This window comes from Exiguobacterium sp. KKT215 (assembly GCF_055635335.1).
Map to the genome: position 1 here is coordinate 2,915,273 of NZ_CM145756.1, position 18,114 is coordinate 2,933,386.

15 protein-coding genes are annotated in these 18,114 nt (G+C 53.0%); 4 read left to right on the forward strand and 11 right to left on the reverse strand.

Features of this window, described 5'->3' with window-relative positions; genetic code table 11:
* Positions 1-19 precede the first annotated feature (19 nt).
* The 5 genes from ACZ2GZ_RS15245 to ACZ2GZ_RS15265 all read right to left on the reverse strand — a co-directional run bounded on the left by ACZ2GZ_RS15245 (position 20) and on the right by ACZ2GZ_RS15265 (position 5,558).
* Positions 20-2,410, reverse strand: a complete 2,391-nt coding sequence (locus tag ACZ2GZ_RS15245; protein ID WP_214715337.1) for a carbohydrate binding domain-containing protein — start codon at positions 2,408-2,410, stop codon at positions 20-22.
* A 242-nt stretch (positions 2,411-2,652) separates the two neighbouring features.
* Complete coding sequence (gene tnpB, locus ACZ2GZ_RS15250) at positions 2,653-3,825, reverse strand: IS200/IS605 family element RNA-guided endonuclease TnpB (RefSeq protein ID WP_214715345.1); 1,173 nt, start codon at positions 3,823-3,825, stop codon at positions 2,653-2,655.
* A 138-nt stretch (positions 3,826-3,963) separates the two neighbouring features.
* Positions 3,964-4,536, reverse strand: coding sequence for a DUF1349 domain-containing protein (locus tag ACZ2GZ_RS15255; protein ID WP_058765221.1), 573 nt, complete (start codon positions 4,534-4,536; stop codon positions 3,964-3,966).
* Entirely contained in the window at positions 4,508-5,050 is a 543-nt protein-coding gene (locus ACZ2GZ_RS15260; RefSeq protein WP_029596416.1) for an NUDIX hydrolase, read from the reverse strand. The genes ACZ2GZ_RS15255 and ACZ2GZ_RS15260 overlap by 29 nt, the downstream gene beginning before the upstream one ends.
* Before the next feature lie 13 nt (positions 5,051-5,063).
* Positions 5,064-5,558 (reverse strand): LURP-one-related/scramblase family protein, encoded by a 495-nt coding sequence (locus ACZ2GZ_RS15265; RefSeq protein WP_029596417.1) that lies wholly within the window; start codon positions 5,556-5,558, stop codon positions 5,064-5,066.
* A 103-nt stretch (positions 5,559-5,661) separates the two neighbouring features.
* On the opposite strand from ACZ2GZ_RS15265, the gene ACZ2GZ_RS15270 reads away from it, so the two are divergent.
* Entirely contained in the window at positions 5,662-6,105 is a 444-nt protein-coding gene (locus ACZ2GZ_RS15270) for a hypothetical protein (RefSeq protein ID WP_214715347.1), read from the forward strand.
* Positions 6,106-6,161: 56 nt separating this feature from the next.
* On the opposite strand, the gene ACZ2GZ_RS15275 is transcribed toward ACZ2GZ_RS15270, so the two are convergent.
* The 5 genes from ACZ2GZ_RS15275 to ACZ2GZ_RS15295 form a co-directional block, all read right to left on the reverse strand.
* Entirely contained in the window at positions 6,162-7,529 is a 1,368-nt protein-coding gene (locus tag ACZ2GZ_RS15275) for an alkaline phosphatase (protein WP_214715349.1), read from the reverse strand.
* Between the two features lie 148 nt (positions 7,530-7,677).
* Positions 7,678-8,328 (reverse strand): FusB/FusC family EF-G-binding protein, encoded by a 651-nt coding sequence (locus ACZ2GZ_RS15280; protein WP_470295380.1) that lies wholly within the window; start codon positions 8,326-8,328, stop codon positions 7,678-7,680.
* A gap of 131 nt (positions 8,329-8,459) precedes the next feature.
* The gene (locus ACZ2GZ_RS15285; protein ID WP_470295381.1) at positions 8,460-8,726 is read right to left on the reverse strand and encodes a CD3324 family protein; all 267 of its coding nucleotides are present in this window, start codon (positions 8,724-8,726) and stop codon (positions 8,460-8,462) included.
* Positions 8,727-9,001: 275 nt separating this feature from the next.
* Entirely contained in the window at positions 9,002-11,776 is a 2,775-nt protein-coding gene (locus ACZ2GZ_RS15290; RefSeq protein ID WP_470295382.1) for a glycoside hydrolase family 3 C-terminal domain-containing protein, read from the reverse strand.
* The gene (locus ACZ2GZ_RS15295) at positions 11,773-12,852 is read right to left on the reverse strand and encodes an alpha/beta hydrolase (protein ID WP_470295383.1); all 1,080 of its coding nucleotides are present in this window, start codon (positions 12,850-12,852) and stop codon (positions 11,773-11,775) included. Before ACZ2GZ_RS15295 ends, ACZ2GZ_RS15290 begins: the two co-directional genes overlap by 4 nt.
* Before the next feature lie 154 nt (positions 12,853-13,006).
* Here ACZ2GZ_RS15295 and solA point away from each other — a divergent pair, with 154 nt between their 5' ends.
* Both solA and ACZ2GZ_RS15305 read left to right on the forward strand, forming a co-directional pair.
* Positions 13,007-14,146, forward strand: a complete 1,140-nt coding sequence (gene solA, locus ACZ2GZ_RS15300; RefSeq protein ID WP_470295384.1) for an N-methyl-L-tryptophan oxidase — start codon at positions 13,007-13,009, stop codon at positions 14,144-14,146.
* Between the two features lie 99 nt (positions 14,147-14,245).
* Complete coding sequence (locus ACZ2GZ_RS15305; RefSeq protein ID WP_470295385.1) at positions 14,246-15,691, forward strand: DEAD/DEAH box helicase; 1,446 nt, start codon at positions 14,246-14,248, stop codon at positions 15,689-15,691.
* 331 nt (positions 15,692-16,022) lie between these two features.
* Here ACZ2GZ_RS15305 and ACZ2GZ_RS15310 read toward each other — a convergent pair whose 3' ends face one another.
* Entirely contained in the window at positions 16,023-17,216 is a 1,194-nt protein-coding gene (locus ACZ2GZ_RS15310) for a DUF4317 domain-containing protein (RefSeq protein ID WP_470295386.1), read from the reverse strand.
* A 255-nt stretch (positions 17,217-17,471) separates the two neighbouring features.
* Between ACZ2GZ_RS15310 and ACZ2GZ_RS15315 the strand changes: the two genes are divergently transcribed.
* On the forward strand, positions 17,472-18,104 hold the full coding sequence (locus tag ACZ2GZ_RS15315; RefSeq protein WP_021067884.1) for an HNH endonuclease family protein: 633 nt from the start codon (positions 17,472-17,474) through the stop codon (positions 18,102-18,104).
* Positions 18,105-18,114 lie beyond the last annotated feature (10 nt).

The following is an 18,114-nucleotide window of genomic DNA, read 5'->3' on the forward strand; positions in this document are numbered from 1 at the left end:
GAGGCGCTCTTGCTTTCGATTATTTTACGGTCACGCTGACGTTGTCGATCGTCACATCGTGCGCGCCGAGCGGCGAGCCTTCCGTGCGACCGAGCAAGAATTTCATAGCTGTCATGTCTGTCTGCCCCATCGTGAGTTCGAACTCGTACGACTTCGTCTCAGGAGTAACTTGGACGATTTCGCTCAAGTAACGCGTGTAGGCTGCGTTCTCGATCGTCACTTCCATGTTACGGGCTACTGTCGATTTGGCGTCAAAGCGCACGACATAAGTTTGACCTGCATGTAACTCGAGACCACCCTGCTCCATGAGCACGCTCCACGGCTCTTGTCCTTCTTGCGTGATTGACAATTGAGCCGCCTCGTTCACCGCTTCGACCGCCGCTTGAGCGTCAAAGTGGACGTACGAGCCCCAATGCGTCAATCCTTCAGTGAATGAACCGTTCTTGAGAGGTGATGGATCAACATCGATCGGTGTCACATCCAGTAATTGCACATCGTCGAGTGTGATTTCACCTTTAGCCGAACCAAGCACGAATTGGAGTTGGCTCAACAAATCCGACTCTTGTTCCATCGTGAACGGGATTTCAATTGATTGGAAGTCGCGCGTCAACGCCACGTCTTGGAGCGGGAGATACACTTGTCCGTCCAATCCATTCAAGCCGACTTGAAGCGATTTGATGCGTTCCGACTTCGCGTTGAACCGAAGCACGTACTCACGGCCTTCCGTCAATTGAATGCCGTTTTGGACGAGCGTTGCCGGTTGCCCTTTCTTCGCGTTCGTCACGAACTCGAAGTGACGAGCTTCCTCATCAACTGTGCCTGTGCCTTTCGTTGCGCCTGGGTCAAACTGCCAGTACGTCAAGCGGTCCATTGCCCCTTGATCGAACGTGCCGTTATAGACATGGTTGCCGTCTCCGAGCGCCGGTTTCGTCGCGTTCGGGTCGAGCGCTTCACGCGGTGTCTGTTCGACGCGCACGTTCCCGATTTGAACGCCTGCCGTGCTGAGGCCGACGTTGAACTCGAGGCGTGCCGCGAGGTCCGTGTCTTCTGTCATGTCGAACGTCATCGAGTACGTCTGGACGTCGGTCGTCAAATCGAACGAACCTTCATCCGAATATTTGGCGTAACCACGGTCTGGTCCACCGCCGACTTTGACAGCGATTGAGCGGGCCGAGTCTGCACTCGCGTCGAACGTCACTTTGTAGTGACCGCCTTTACCGAGGGATACGTTTTGAATCAATTGGTGCGAGTACGGCTGACTGCCTGCTTGCGTGATCGAGATATCCGCGAAGCGTGAACCTGCCTGCTCAATCACATCGATGGATCCGACCCCACCGAAGTCCGGTAGCGCCACATAGTTCCAATTCACTGGATCGAGCGCCTGCGAACCGTTTGTCACGGTCGTGATTGGCTCTGTGTAGTCTTGATCGTAGACGAGGTTTCCGTCTTCAGACGGTTGTTTCGCCCCGTCCGGAAGCACAATCGTTTCGTCGGTATACACCGGTTCGACCGCTTCGCGATAGTCGCGGTTCTTCAAATCGAAGACGCGAACGTAATCGACTTTCATATCGGCCGGGAATGGTGTCGTCGCATCGACGTCTCCATCAAACCAGCCGCCGACGGCCAAGTTCATAATCAAATAGAAGTTTTGGTCGAACGGTGCCGGATAGCTGTATTTCGTCGCTTGGTTCAACCCTTTCGAGTACCAATCGTTTTGAGTCTGATACAATTTCCCGTCGACGTACCAACGCAACTCGCCTGGCTCCCACTCGACCGCATATGTATGCCATTTGTCGATGCCGTCGCCTTCTTCGAAGTGATAGTCTTTGCCGGTATATTTATTGTTCGGCCAGTTCTCGCCATAATGGATTGTTCCAGCGACCTTGTCAGGCTGGCTGCCCCACGATTCCATGATGTCGATTTCGCCAGACGCGGCCCAGGCGCCGTAGCGGTCTTGTTCCGGCAACATCCAGAACGCCGGCCATAGCCCTTTTCCAGTCGGGAGCTTCGCACGCATCTCATAACGGCCATACGTTTGACTGAACTTGCCTTTGGTCGTCAACTTCGCTGACGTGAAATCGTATGACCCGAGTTCGTCCGTCACTTGTTCTTTTTTCGCACGGATGACGAGGTTCCCGTCTTCTACGAAAGCGTTTTCGTTTTTGTCCGTGTAAAATTGCTTCTCATTGTTTCCCCAACCTGGTGTGACCGGTGTGCCTTCGGCGTCTTTCAACCAATTCCCCGTGTCAAAGTTCCATTTGGTCTGGTCGATCTCTGATTTGTTGAACTCATCCGACCAGACGAGCTTCCATTTCGTGTTGTCTTTCTTCTCCGGCTTTTCGGCAGATGCGCCTTGTGCGGCAGATAAGACAAGCCCAGTCCCGAGTGCAAGTGCGACCCATTTCTTCATTACATTTCCTCCCTTGGCATGAATGAAGGCAGGGACGACGCGATCGACCTTGCCTCTTCTAGTGACGTACAGATTGAAACCGCTTTCCGAAAGCGCTTTCGGTAATGTCATTATAAATTTTTCCATGCCTCGATTCAACCATTTTCTTAAAGTGAAATGAAAATGACTTGAACTACCCCCACCTACGCTTCGCTTGGGGGTGGAGGATTCCTGAGTGATCCGACCTAACAGTCGAAACCTGATCAGGCTAGCCCCGTCGTCCTGACGGTTGAAGAGGCGAGGATGCGTTCGGCCTCTCGTTTGAGGTTCAGTCCTGCGTTCACATCGCGGTCGTGGTGGGTCCCGCAACCCGGGCATGTCCACTCACGCAGACCGAGATGCTTCACGTCTCTGTGTCGATGGCCGCAACTTGAACAGAGCTGGCTCGAGGCGAAGGTCTTCCCGACCTTCACGACGGTCTTGCCGTACCAGTCCGCCTTGTACTCGAGCATGTGGAAGAACGCCGACCAACTGACATCGGAGATGGCTTTGCTGAACTTGCGGTCCTGTTGCATGTCTTTCACCTGCAGAGTCTCGATGCCGATGACGTCGTGGTTTTTGACGATCTCGGTCGACACCTTGTGCAGGAAGTCGGTACGTTTGTTCGCGATCTTCTCATGGATGCGGGCGACCTTGCGTTTTTGTTTCTGGTAGTTCTTCGCCTCGGACAGCTTGATGTTCTTGTTCAGGGCGATGAGCTGACGACGGGAGAGTTTTCGTTGCTCGCGCGCCAGTTTCTTCTCGAGCGTGCGAAAATAGCGGTCGTTTTGGTACACCGTGCCGTCGGACAGGACGGCGAAATGCTTCAGTCCGACGTCGACGCCGACGGTTGAGCCGGTCTTTGGCAGTTCGTCGATCTCCTGCTCGACGCACAGGGAGACGAAGTATTTGCCCGTCGCGTTCCGTCGGATCGTGGCGCTGAGGATTCGGCCCTCGACTTGTTTCGAGTTGGCGAACCGGACCCACTTCAACTTCGGCAGCTTAAGCCGGTTGCCGACGATCGACACCTCAGGAAGTTGAGACTTGCCTTGGATGTTCGTCTTATAGGATTGGACGGGGTTCCGTTTCGATTTGAACCGGGGCCGTTCGTTCTGCTTCTTGAAGAAGCGGTCAAACGCTTCGGCGAGGTGTTTGACGCTGGTTTGGACAGATGTACTATCGACCTCCCTCAGCCAGTCGAACTCTTGCTTGAGTACAGGGATTTTTTTCGAACAGGAACCGTAGGACAGTCCTTTTCCTGTCGCCTCGTAGGTCTCTTCCCACTTCGTCAAGAAGTGGTTGAAGACGAAGCGTGAACAACCGATCGTCTTGGCAATCAGAATCTCCTGCTCCGTTGTCGGATAGATCCGGAATTTATACGCTTTATGCTTCAACAAGATGTTCACCTCCCTTAGGTATTTATACCCAAAAGAGAGGTTGGCGATTCATAGCCCACTTTCACTAGGGCTTCGCCCGCGACGTTTAGAAGCGGGAGCATTCTCGCCTAATTTTGATAAAAAGCATCGACTGATGACTCAAGTCGATGCTTCCGTAACGATCCAATCTGAAATCGTGACCGTGAATCCAGGCGCCTCCGGATCCGGACTACAAGCGTACGGTCCAACGCGTAACGTCGACACATCATGGAGATGAGCGATTCGCAACTGTTCACGCGCACCTCCCTCGTATTCGAAGAACACCTCGACATCACCATCGGTATAGACGAGTTCGAACGTCAACCGTCCGTGAATGTCCTTGTTGGGGAAATCACGCGTCGACCAATCCGAATAACCAAAGGACGTGACGACAGCCCCGAGGTGTGACGGTCCGTCCGGGATATACTCGACGGACGTCTTGAGCCAATGGTCGTCGTTGACGTACAGCAGGATGCCGGCTTGATCGTATGTATGGCTCGGCTCCATCTCAATCGTCGCCCGACACGTGAACTGCTTGGTCGACACGTCCGTCACCAAAGCGTGTGCCGTCATCCGGTTGAAGCCGTAATGGGTGTTCCGCCAAAAGTCGGTGTCTGGTGCTGTCTGGAACGTCAAGCGCTCACCGGCGCTCACTTCATTAGGTTCATTGATCCACGTGTATGGCTGCCACATGATTGATTCCTCCCCACTGCCCTCGCATCGCGAACAATAATGGAATCATCCCCTCGTGATACGGGATGAATTCGCCTGAACGAATCATGTCGAGAATCGTCGCCTCGTCCGCCCACTGTACGGCCTGCACTTCTGATTCCTGTAACGTCAATTCATCGAGATCTACCTCTGTCTCGACGAGGTAGATGTCGTCGAACCCCTCGTCAAAGTTGACTGTCAAATGCGGTCTTGTGTGTGATAAGTCGAGTTTTAGCCCGATTTCTTCTTCGAGCTCGCGCATCGCCGCCTGTTGGCTCGTATCGCCGACCGTGGCGCTGCCGCCGACGGTGATGTCCCACATGTTCGCCCAACCGTCTTTGAACGGTTGGCGTTGCTGAATCAACATCTGTCCGTCCTTGTTGAAAATACAGACGTGGATGACGAGATGATAATCGCCGTTCTCGAGGCGGGTGCCCCGCTGCCACGTCCGCCCTGTCTTCTTGCGGTCCACATCATACACATCCCAAAACTCCATCGTTCCATCCCCTTTATGTCGCCGCGCTCGCACCTGCGGCTTGGTCTGCCTTCGCACAATCGATGGCGACGACGATCGAGATGAGCATGTGCTCCATCGTCTCGTCCATCACTTGAATCTCGTAACTGTCGCCCCATGACAACCATTTCTTTTGGACGCTGCCGATGACTTGGCCGTTCTGCATCACTTGGAAGTCCATGTCCCACCAGTTGCCTTGCACATCGATTCCGGCCGCATCAATCGTATAACGCGGTTTGAATAACGTAAACTCTTTCGAAATCGTGACCGTCTCTTGGCCTTCCACATCGACATAGAACTTCGGCAAGAAACTGAACGTCTTTTTCGTGATTGTCGTAATCTCATGGCCGTCTTTGTCCGAAATCGTGAACGATTTCGGTAGCTTCATAAAGCTCCCTTCAACGAAGTACAAATCGTTCTCATCCGCATCTTTGATGGTGAAGCGGCCGCGCAGGCTGAAAACCTTCTGTTTCATATAGAGCGTGTTCATCGTCATCCCTCCGATTTGGTCGTGATACCATATATACGAGTATTTACCCAACTATGATTCACTTCATTGTATTTTCCTGTTTTGAACATCGAGAGGAGGCTTTATGAACCATCAACTTTCAATCGAGGTGGATCTCGATTCTTTAGCCTATGACACACATATCATCGGCAACATCGCCTTCGTCGTCGACTTTCATGATTATTTCCCGGGACAGGATTGGTCGGATTTCGTCGCCATCGTCTTGAACTGGTGGGTCGACAATTGCCGTGCCCTCGTATTCGCCCCGTGGCGGGAGACATACTCGTTTCAATTCATGGACGGCCCGATCCGGATAACCGCTGAAAAAGTGACCGCCACAGAAGTTGAGCTCACGTTCATAGAAGATGGCCATCTCCATACGCCTATGGGGACTGTATCACTTCAGGAATTGAAACATGCCCTCATCAAAGCGACACGTCAGTTCATCAATGCCGCGGACCGACACGGCTGGCGAAACGAAGACATCGAGGCGTTACGACACGCGGTCAAAGCGCTCGATGCCTCCTGAATCCAATCAAAGGGACCACGCGGCAACTATCCGCATGGTCCCTCTGTCCGTTTTCCTTATTTTATTTTCCCACGATTCTCCAACAACTCAAAAATGCGCGCGGCTTGATCCGTGTTGTCGATCATGCCCGTGAACTGCTCTTTTTGAGGACCGTATGCATAGACCGGCACGTCGTCCCCGGTGTGACCGTCCGTCGTCCAACCCGTCCCTGAGCGTGCATCAAAGATTTTTTCAATCGCATTGTCAATCTTCGTCACGTCTTTCGTTTCGGCAGCCTGTTGGACCGATTTGATTTCCGCATCCGTCAAGTCGAGGTCGATCCATTCGTTCAAGACGGCTTCGACGTCTTTTCCTGCCTCGATCTGTTTCGCCATGAAGTCCGGCGTACGTTTCGCCGCTTGGATTGGAGCCGCATCCCAGTTATAGTTGCCGTCCGAACCGATCGAGAAGCCACCTGTCGAGTGGTCGGCTGTGACGATGACCAACGTCTCTCCGTTCTCTTTCGCGAACTTCTCGACTTCCTTGAACGCATTTTCGAAGTCTTTCATCTCACTCATCGCGCCGACGACATCGTTGTCATGACCGGCCCAGTCGATTTGGCTGCCTTCGACCATCAAGAAGAAACCATCCTCGTCATCCTGTAAGCGGTCGAGCGCCGACGTCGTCATGTCCGCCAGGCTCGGCTGACTGTCGTCCCGGTCAATCATCTTGTCAAGTCCGACCTCGGCGAACAGACCGAGCACTTGTTCATTGTCGTCCTGCTTCATCTCTTCTGCCGATGTCACATAGCTATATCCGTCTTGTTGGAACTGTTTCGCGATATTGCGGTCCGAGCGTTCGAAGAAGTCGGTCCCGCCGCCTAGCATGACGTCGATTTTATGTTCCCCATTAATCAACTCATCATAATAATCGTTGGCGATCGCGTTCTCACTCTTGCGTTCTTCTTCGTGGGCACCGTACGAGGCCGGTGTCGCGTGTGTGATTTCCGACGTTGCGACGATCCCGGTCGACATGCCGTTCTCTTTCGCCTGCTCGAGGACCGTTTTCACGTCCGACTTGTCGTTGTCGACCGCGATGGCATTGTTGTACGTCTTGACACCGGCGCTCATCGCTGTGGCCGCTGCCGCTGAGTCCGTCACGTTCTCGGCCTCATCCTCTGGATACGTCGACTGCAAGCCGACCAAGTGTGGATCGAACGCCGTCTGTGGCATGTCCACTCCTTCTGTGTCGTTCATGTAGCGTAGCGCCGTCGTGTATGGAACGCCCATCCCGTCCCCAATCATGAAGATGACGTTTTTCGCTTTGCCGTTCTTGCCTTCCTTCGCCTGTACCTCTGTCTCGTTTTGTTGCATCCCGACAAGTCCGCCGATTGCGAGCGTCGACACGACGGCCAACGGAATCACTTTTTTCATCGATTTCTTCATTTCCTTAGTCCCTCCCGAATATTTACTGCTTGTGCTGACTTTTGTAGACTAAAGGATTTTTGTTAAGAAGCTTTTTCAACACCGAGTCAATCCTGTATAGGTTTTGTAAAGACGACAAAAAAGAATCGACGCATGGTCGATTCTCTGTTCACTCTTTCAACGCCGTTTCGACGAACGTCATCAAGGCGTCCAAATTGGTCATGTTCTCGTTGCATGAGGCACTGTCTGTACAAATATACGTCCCAATCGCTTTATAATAGTCAGGATTTTTCGCTTGTTTCGCTTTTGTGATGGTGACACAGTACGAGACTTCTGCAAACTGGTTACAGAAGGCGCAAATATTTTTCTTCGCGTTCGAGCTTGCCTTGAGCTCGATTCCCATGAGCTGATGATCCTTCTCGCAAACGATATATTTCCGATTGGAACGTAAGTCGTTCCAGCTCATGTAGGACATCCGATTCACATTAAAACTCGTTGCGTCCGGAAGCCTTAGCTTTTTCTGTTTGGGAAACATTTTTTTCACTTGCAGTTCCGTAACTTGAGGGAATGACCGGACATGAGGTCTTAACCCTTCTATGAAAACGTCATACGATTCATCTGTTTTTAAATTGGATACGTCCATCATCGCAAGCTGAGATGGCGTCGCATCTGGAAACAGATATGCGATTTTAGCATTAGCCAAATCGATGACGGCTTGTAACACGGAAGACGGTAAACTTTTCTTTCGACTATCTCGAATCGTCTCGACTTGTTCTCGAATGTAATTAAATTGGTGGTTCTCAATAAAACGCTCTTGCATATTCAGTCATCCTTTCTCAATCCTGACTTCTTTTAGTGTAAAGGATTTTACAAAACAAGATTGCACCGACTTCAAGTTAGAACTGTTTTATACAAAAACGGCACAATCGCAACTATGCGACGTGCCGTTGATTAATTTGAAGAGTAAACGATTTTCCGAATGGTCGTGACCGCCAAATGATAGTCAGCGGCCAACTGCTCGACCCGAGTCCCCTTCTCAAAGGATGTTCGAATCGCTTCATTCCGCTGTTCAAGCAACTGTTTGCCACCACTGACTGTTCCCCAGCGCTTCTTTTCTTGACCGGTCCGGGGCACATAAAGCGTCTCCCCTTGGACGTATCGTTGAACTTCTTGAAGCAACTCCTCTGGAAGGACACGTTGCGCATTTACGTACTTCATCTCTGCTCGCTCCTTATAAAAAATCCGACAATAAGGAAGCAAAGCCATTGTTGTAACGTACTAGATTGCGATCAAATTAACCGTTCTGCCCCATGCAAATGATCGCCTTTGTGACAACTGGCTTTGCATGAGTGATTGAAGACTTAGAAAATCTCAAACGATTTTCCACGTATATGCGCCCCCCTTTCAAATCACAAGATGTTGACCCCATTATACAAAACATCTCGTGATGTTTAAAAGGCAGGCGAACATATACAATGAAGAGCTCTTGTTGATCATCCGTTTTTCATGCTGAACGAGTCCGCGAGCGTGAACGTGATGTCTTTCACGTCGAGACCGCCGAGTGCGAAATAGAGTTGCAAGTAGTTATGTTGATTCAGGAAGAATACTTGCTTCGTCTGCGTCACCCATTCGCCGTCCGTTCCGTTGAACGTGAACGTCGGGCCCGGGATGTTGTTGGCGAACAGCGTGACCGGCATCTGGGCGAGTTCGCCCGCGTCCGATTTCGCCGTGATTGTCACGTCGTACGTGCCTGTCTCATCGACCGAAACAGCAAAGACGTGCGTGTTCCCTGTCGATGTGTCCGCATCACTCAAGCTGACGGCCTCACCGCTCTCAAGGTGGCGATACGTCACATCAAAGTCGATGGCCTGTCCGGCTTCCTCGTCGAGCCCGATCACCTCGACCGAACCGTCGTGGACACCGACGAGACGTTCCATCGCCGGGGCGTTCAAGACGAAGCGGCAGATGTTGGCCGCACTCCGTAACAGTTCTCCACGCGTCAATGTGCCCGCTTCGAGTGCCGTGCCCGTGTTATCGTCGAACGAGTTCGTGTCCGGACGATCGACGACCATGTACAAATCGTTCTGTGACTGGACCATCGCCGCCGTGTTCTGACGGTTCGCCGGCTCGTCTTCATGATGATTCACTTTCGCCCACCAATCGGTCATGACGATGCCTTCAAAGCCCCACTCATCCCGGAGGATACGTGTGTTCTGGTCATAGAGTCCGGCCGTCCACACACCGTTGACAGCGCCGTACGTCGTCATGATTGATGTCGCCTTGCCTTCTTTGACGGCCATCTCGAACCCTTTCAAGTAAATCTCACGCAGCGCCCGCTCCGAGACGATCGAGTCGATATCGTGACGATGCGCCTCTTGGTTGTTGGCGCTGAAGTGCTTGAGCGTCCCTGTCACGCCGACGCGATGCATCCCGTTCAATTGAGAGATTGCCATCTTGCCGGTCACGTGCGGGTCTTCTGAGAAGTACTCGAAGTTCCGACCGTTGAGCGGATTGCGGTGGATGTTCATCCCAGGTCCGAGGAGCGTATCGACGCGATTTTTCCGCATCTCGAGTCCGGTCATCTCGAACAGGTCTTCCACCAATTCGACGTTGAACGTCGACGCGAGCAGCGTCCCGTTCGGAAGGGCGAACGCCTTCGTCCCGATGTCCATCCGGATACCGGACGGGCCGTCCGCACAGCATACGGCCGGGATGCCGAGGTCGGTCAAGCGGTCCGATACGCCACCGAACGCGGCGGCCGTCCCCGGTGTCACGCGCGGTGAGTTCATCCCTTGTCCCCGGACGATGCAGGCGAGATCCTCATCCGTCAATTGATCGAGGAACGTCTCAAGCTCGGCCTTGCCGGCGTAAACGTCCTTCAGTGTGAAGCCGTTGTCACCGACGTAGTCGCGCGAGAGCGGACGTTCGGCGAGGTAACGTGCCTCGACATCGACCGCACGGAGCGGCGTCGGCACGTACTCGACCAAATAACCGTTCTCGCCGACGACCGGTTTGATGCGATCGAACGGAGTGACGGGAGCCATGTTCTCGCTGAGCCTTTCGACGACTTGAAGAGATGCCACTTCATACGTGAACACCGGTCGTGCCGAGCGCACGTCGGTCCCGAGGTGAAGCTCGTATGTGCCGGCCTCGAGAACGAAGCTTGACGCGTGCCCAGTCGCGCCGTTGTCGTCATAGCTCGCGAAGTCCGTGACCGGGACGCTGAGTGTGAGCGTCGTCCGTTCCCCCGGTGCGAGTATGTCCGTCTTATCGAAAGCGACGAGCGAACGCGCTGGATTCCCTAGCGCGCCTTGTGGCTTTTCGACGTACAGCTGGACAACTTCTTTTCCTTCAACAGCGCCTGTGTTCGTCACATCAACGGTCACCGTGATCACGCCGTCCTGTTCACTCGCCGTCGCGACGTCGGTCGTGAACGTCGTATACGACAAGCCGAACCCGAACGGATAGAGCACTGAATCCTTAGCGAACGTCTCGAAATAGCGGTAGCCAACGTAGATGTCTTCTTGATAGATGCCCTTGTCCGCATGACCGAAATTTTTCGTCGATGGGTAGTCCTCAATCGATTTGGCAATCGTATCGGTCAGCTTACCAGATGGTGTGACGACACCCGTCAAGACGTCGACGAGTCCAGTGCCACCTTCCATTCCGCCTTGCCACGTATAAAGAATCGCGCTCGGTTGGTGCGCCCAATCCATGTCGATGATATTGCCGACGTTCAAGACGACAGCCGTCTTCGTGAATGTTTTTGATACCTTCTCAATCAGCGACTGCTCGATGTCCGTCAACAAATAGCTACCCGGGTCGGCCGTGTTATCCCGGTCCTCACCGGCCGTGCGTCCGATGAAGATGAGCGCCAAATCAGAAGCCTCGGCCGCTTCCGCGACGAGCTCGTCCGTCACTTCCATCTCCGGCTGCGACCACGGTTCGCCGGCCCAACCGACACCTTGGTCGAACGGATTCGCCTCGACCCACGTCTCATACGTCTTAAGAAGCGATGCGTTCAATTGAATCCCTTCGGTCGCCTGGAGCGCCTCGAGCGGACTCGTCACATGCGAGACGTTGACCATCCCTCCTGACCCCGTGCCGCTCTTGTAGTAGTTGAATTGACTGCGTCCGAACACAGAAACGGTCGTCCCTGCTTGAATCGGAAGCGTCGCGTGCTCGTTCTTCAAGAGGACGGCCCCTTCTGCGACGGCTGTCCGCGCCAGTTGTTTATATGTATCCCAGTTCAATGTGTAAGTCTTCATCGTGTCATCTCCTTCATTCCATTTGCGATTTCAATCATGCAGTCTTCGGCTTGCGGAAAGTCACCGAGCTTATCCATAAAAGCGTGGTCCATCCCGCGGTATTGAATCAGTCGCGTCGGTACGCCGTCGCGTGCGAGTTTACGCGCGTACGCCTCGCCTTCGAGACGAAGGTAATCGTATTCGGCCGTGATGATCAAAGCGGGCGGTAAGCCGTTCACATCATCCGCGAACAACGGCGACACGAGCGGGTCGGTCAGCTCGGCCTTGCCTTGTAAATAGATTTGGTTCAACAAGTCTTCTGAATCTCCGAGCGCCATGACGACGCCACGGATTAAGTCGTGATGATGCTTGATTTCATAGCGGTCGAGCGCCCATTCGTAATCGTCTGTCGGAATCGACCCTAAATTGACGACCGGATAAATGAGCGCCTGGAAACGAATCATGTTCGTCTCATTCGATCGGTCGAGTAAGCAACAAGTGGTCGCCAAGTTGCCGCCGGCACTGTCGCCGGCGACCGCGATGTCGTCCCGTGACACCCCGAGCTCATCGGCACGCTCGTGCACCCATTCGAGCGCTCGGTAACAGTCGTTCAGTCCGGCTGGAAACGGATGCTCCGGCGCGAGCCGGTAATCGACCGAGACGACGAGGGCGTTCGCTTTCTCCGCCAGTAACTTACACGGGTTCTCGACCGTATCGAGCGTCCCTCCGAAGAAGCCACCGCCGTGAAAGAACAGAATGGCCGGTAACGTCTCTTCCGTGCGCGGTCGATACAGGCGCGCCGGGATGTCACCGTCAGCGCTCGGAATCATAACGTGGTCTGTCGTGATGTCCATCGTCGTCACGTCACGGTTGGGCCAACCCATGCTGGCACGGGCAGACGCCAAGTCGAATGACGTTTCCGGCTCGGATGCGGCATAGCCTTTGATGACGGCTAACACCCGTGGATCGAGGTCTCCGGTCACATCAGTGTCTGGGATAGGTTTGATGATGGTCTCGACACCGTCTATTGTGTGGGCTTGTCGAGCTGTCTCAAGCTTTGCTACCAATACACGATACGTCTCACGTGGATTCAACATGATATGTAGTCCCCTTTTCATAGGCAAAATTGACACGTAGATTCAATTCCCTGATTCCTTACTGTTTCGCCCTACTCAACAAGAAAAAATTGACAATTATCCAGCTTTTCCATACCATTCTACTAATACTCCAATAGAAAGGATCGATGTCCATATGTCACAACCAGTACGATATGACGTCGCTGTCATCGGCGCCGGCACGATGGGCATGTCAGCTGCCTCGTTTTTAACGGAACGCGGTGCCCATACGCTTGTCATCGATGCGTTCGACCCGCCTCATAACAAAGGCAGCCATCACGGGGACACCCGGATGATCCGCCATGCCTACGGGGAAGGTCGTGCGTATGTCTCACTCGTCAAACGGGCCCAAAAATTATGGGAAGATCTCGACCGTACGTCGCAGTATCCGATTTTCAAGAAAACGGGTGTCCTCGGTATCGGGCCACGCGATTCGCCGTTTCTCGATGAGACGATTGCCTCGGCCGAAAAGTATAACTTGCCGCTCCAGCTTTTGTCTAAACGAGACATCGAGACACGTTGGGCCGGACTCTCGATTCCAGACGACTATATCGGTTGTTATGAGACCGAGTCGGGACTGCTCTACAGCGAGAATGCGATTCGAGCGTATCGCGAGCGGGCCTCCGCAAATGGCGCCGAGCTCGTGATGAACACGCCCGTCAAGTCGCTTTCCTTCAATTCGGACGGGGTCACCATCGTCACGTCCGAGGCGACGTTTTACGCTAAGAAAGTGATTGTCACAGTCGGAGCCTGGGCGAAACAACTGCTCCCCGACCTATCGCTCCCGCTTCAACCGACCCGGAAAGTCGTCGGCTGGTTCGACGCGGACGAGACACTTTATTCGGATGCGACGTTCCCGTCGTTCTTCGTCGAGGACAGTGACCGGATGTTCTATGGATTTCCAAGTCTTGACGGGGCTGGACTCAAAGTCGGACGGACTGACGGCGGTCAGGCCATCGACCCGAACCTACATACACAAGACTTCGGTCGCTATGAAGCCGACGAGGGCGATTTGCGTCACTTCCTCGCGACGTATATGCCAGAAGCGAACGGCCACTTGAATCAAGGCAAAACGTGCCTGTACACGATGTCGGATGATCATGATTTCATCGTCGATTTTCATCCCGAGCATCCCAATGTTCTCATCGCCTGTGGCTTCTCCGGTCACGGTTTCAAGTTCGGCAGTGTCATAGGCGAAGTGTTGAGCCAACTCACGCTAGACGGACAGACACCGTTCGATTTGAGCGGCTTTCGTCTTGACCGTTTTCGTGCATGAACGACGAGCCGCTTCGTTTCGTGTATAATGAAGCGTAATCCAAATTGCTAATGAAAATTTCTCGAATAGAAGTTTCTTACACGAAAAAGAGGTAAACCTATGAATCAACCACGCTTTTCAGACTATCGCCTGAGCGAAGACATCCAACGCGCGCTCGGCATCATGAAATACGAATCACCGACCGAAGTCCAACAGAAAGTCATCCCGCTCGCCCTCGAGCGCCAAGACTTGGTCGTCAAAGCCCAAACCGGAAGCGGGAAGACCGCAGCGTTCGGCATCCCGGTCACAGAACTCATCGAATGGGAAGAGAACAAGCCGCAAGTGCTGATTCTCACACCGACGCGCGAACTCGCCGTCCAAGTCCGTGAGGATATGACAAACATCGGTCGTTTTAAACGCATCAAGGCGACTGCCGTTTACGGGAAAGAACCATTCTCGAAGCAACGTGAAGAATTGAAGCAGAAGACGCACGTCGTCGTCGGGACACCGGGACGCGTCATGGACCACATCGAACGGGAGACGCTCGTTTTAGATAAAATTGATTACTTGATTATCGATGAGGCCGACGAGATGTTGAACCGCGGCTTCCTCGCTGACGTCGAGGCGATTCTTCAAGAATTGCCGCGCGATCGCGTGACGATGGTATTCTCGGCGACGTTCCCGAACGATATCGAGCGCCTGTGCCAGAAGCACATGAACGAACCAATCCGTGTCGCCATCGAATCGAGCGGTGTCACCGCTTCGACGATCGAACACGGCTTGATTGAAGTACGCCGAGAAGACAAGCTCGCTGTGCTGAAAGATGTGACGGTCGTCGAGAATCCAGACAGCTGCCTCATCTTCTGTCGGACGAAAGAACATGTCGACACGGTGTACAGCGAACTCAATCAAGCCGGTTACTCGTGCGAACGCCTCCACGGTGGCCTCGAGCAAGAAGACCGCTTCGCCGTCATGGAAGGGTTCAAGATGGGTAACTTCCGTTATCTCGTCGCGACTGATGTCGCAGCACGTGGGATTGACGTCGATAACGTCAACCTCGTCATCAACTATGACGTGCCGATGGAAAAAGAGAGCTACGTGCACCGGACCGGGCGCACAGGCCGTGCCGGTAACGCCGGGAAAGCAATCACGCTCGCGACGCCTCACGAGGGCAAGTTCGTTCGCGCCATCGAAGCGTTCATCAAATTCGATATCCCGGAGATGGATGCCCCGACCGAAACACAAGTCGCGCGCAACAAAGCTGCGTTCGAAGAGAAGTTGAGCGGACGACGTGTCGTTCGCAACAACAAGACGGCCCGGATCAACCAAGACATCATGAAGCTACACTTCAGCGGCGGGAAGAAGAAAAAACTCCGCGCCGTCGACTTCGTCGGTACAATCGCCAAAATTCCTGGTGTGACAGCAGACGACATCGGCATCATCACAATTAATGATCAGATGACGTACGTCGACATTTTGAACGGCAAAGGCTCACTCGTCCTTCAGGCGATGGAATCGACACCGATTAAAGGTAAAAAACTAAAAGTTAGTAAAGCCCATAAATAAACAATCCAGGTTTCGGAGAGGAAGATCTCTCCGGGCCTTTTTTGTGTTTAATCAACATTAACGAAAGCGCTTTCGATAAACTTTAAAAAAATAAGACTCATCGAGAGAACGCTTTCAAGAGCATCATACCGATAACCGTTCCGAAATTCAACCATCCTCACGTGATTGACAAAAAAAGGCTCAGACGATTGTCTGAACCTCAGTCTTCCAAATGAAGAAAATCAATCTTGTCCTCTCGAATCGAACGATGTCTCGACAGGAGGACAGCAAGGGCGGTCATCCGCTCAACGATTTTTAACGGGTGAACCCGCTCGCCTCCGTCCGCTTAGCGTCAGTCGAGCAGTTCTTCCGAGATCAACTTGAATCCTTCGATTTCCGTGTCTTCTTCTAGTTCAATCAACAGGCAACGTTTCCCTTTCACGTTCACTTGTCTCACGTACTTCAAGTCTTGCGGGCTGATTGAGATATTGGCGACTTTCGTATTGATTTTAATCGATTTCGATGTGTATTTCGGGACGACGCTACTCGCCTTCATCTCATATTGGCGGTCGTCGACGACTTGTTGGAACGCCGCCTCGACTTTCTCCGTCGTCACGTCCTCGACCCCGCTCGCTTTCAAAACGATTTCGACGGTACGGGCATCAATCATCGGCACGCTCTCTTCCTCGTCCTCGCGCTCCGCTTCGGCGAGAATCATCTGGTTGATTTCATCGTAAACCGTAGCGAGTGTCCCGACGTTCACTTCTTCGCCGATGACGGTTTTGACGACTTCCTCGAACATCGCCTTCTCTTCGACCGCCGTCACAATCTCGGTCCCGTTCAAGACGTTCTCGATGAAGCCGAAGTCTGGTTGATGCGCTTTCTGAGCTGCATATAAGATATGGTTGACGTCGGCCGCGTTGTCCGTGAAGCACGGGAACATAAAACCACCGATTGGGGCATCGAGTTTGATGACCGGATTGATGAAGATATTCGACTTGAACTCCCGCTCTATATAATCGAACACGAGCGACTGTTTCGGGAGCTCGGTCTGGTTGATGCTACATAGGATGAATCGTGACGTCCATACCTCGTCACGCATATCGATTTCCGTCTCCTCCGAGTGACGGCGTGTCGGCTTATTGTATTTGAAGCGAATGAACGTGACGACCATATCTTTCTCAAACGGTGCCTCCTGGACCATCTTGAGCGCGATCCGCTGCATCATACCGGCCCACTCTTCGATCTCGTCGGTCCGAAGCGCCTCATACAACAACGTCTGCGTATGGTCGGTCTGGCCCGGCTCCGGATGTTGAAACTTCACTTCGAATAGCTTCTCGTCGATTTTGCCGCCGAGCACTTTCTTGAAGTTGGCGAGAAACAGCTCTTGGTGCTCCTGCTCGACAAACGGGAACGAGCGTAACTCCTCGTAAAAAATCTCGTTGCTGTCTTGGCGAATATAAATATTATAAATGTCAGCGATTTTGACCGCTTCCGCATTCAACTTGAAATGCTTGCGAATCGCCGCGATGTCTTTTTGATTCATTCATCCCAACTCCTTCGTCCTTTACTACAAACCGACTTCATTATACCAATAGTTGGTGCCTGCGCGTATGCCGGTAGTGCTAAAGCCGGGACGTCTGATGTCATGTATCATGTCCCTGACCTCAACTTTTATAATCTTTGGATTCATTTTTTGTAAATTTGCGTATTTCTCACTTCCTTGCCATGTATAGTCGATGTGCATCGTGCGTTTACGATGCGCGTCGTTCAGTCGTCATACATAATAGGAGGCACACACATGCTTAAAAAATGCATCAGTTCGTTATTCGCCATCATCTTGGTCGCCACGTCGCTCCACTTCACGACGCCGACCGCCTCGGCACTCCCGCCCAATATTCCATCGAAATCGAGTGCGCTCACGAAGTTGAACGCGTTGACCGTTAAAACTGAAGGAACGATGACCGGCTATAGCCGTGACCTGTTCCCGCATTGGAGCGGACAAGGGAACGGCTGCGACACGCGTCAAGTCGTCTTGAAACGCGACGCCGATTCGTACGTCGGTGACTGTCCGGTCACATCAGGGTCATGGTACAGTTACTATGACGGCATCACGTTCACGTCACCATCTGATTTGGATATCGACCACGTCGTACCGTTGGCCGAAGCGTGGCGTTCAGGTGCCAACAGCTGGACGACGACGAAACGTCAAAGCTTCGCCAATGATTTGACCGGACCACAGCTGATTGCCGTCTCGGCCAGCTCGAACCGTTCAAAAGGGGACCAAGACCCGTCAACATGGCAACCGACACGCACCGGTGCACGTTGCGCTTATGCGAAGATGTGGGTCGAGACGAAGAGCCGCTGGGGTCTCAGCCTCCAATCTACAGAAAAGACGGCCCTTCAAACGGCCATCAATGCTTGCGTCTATTGATTCAGAAAGG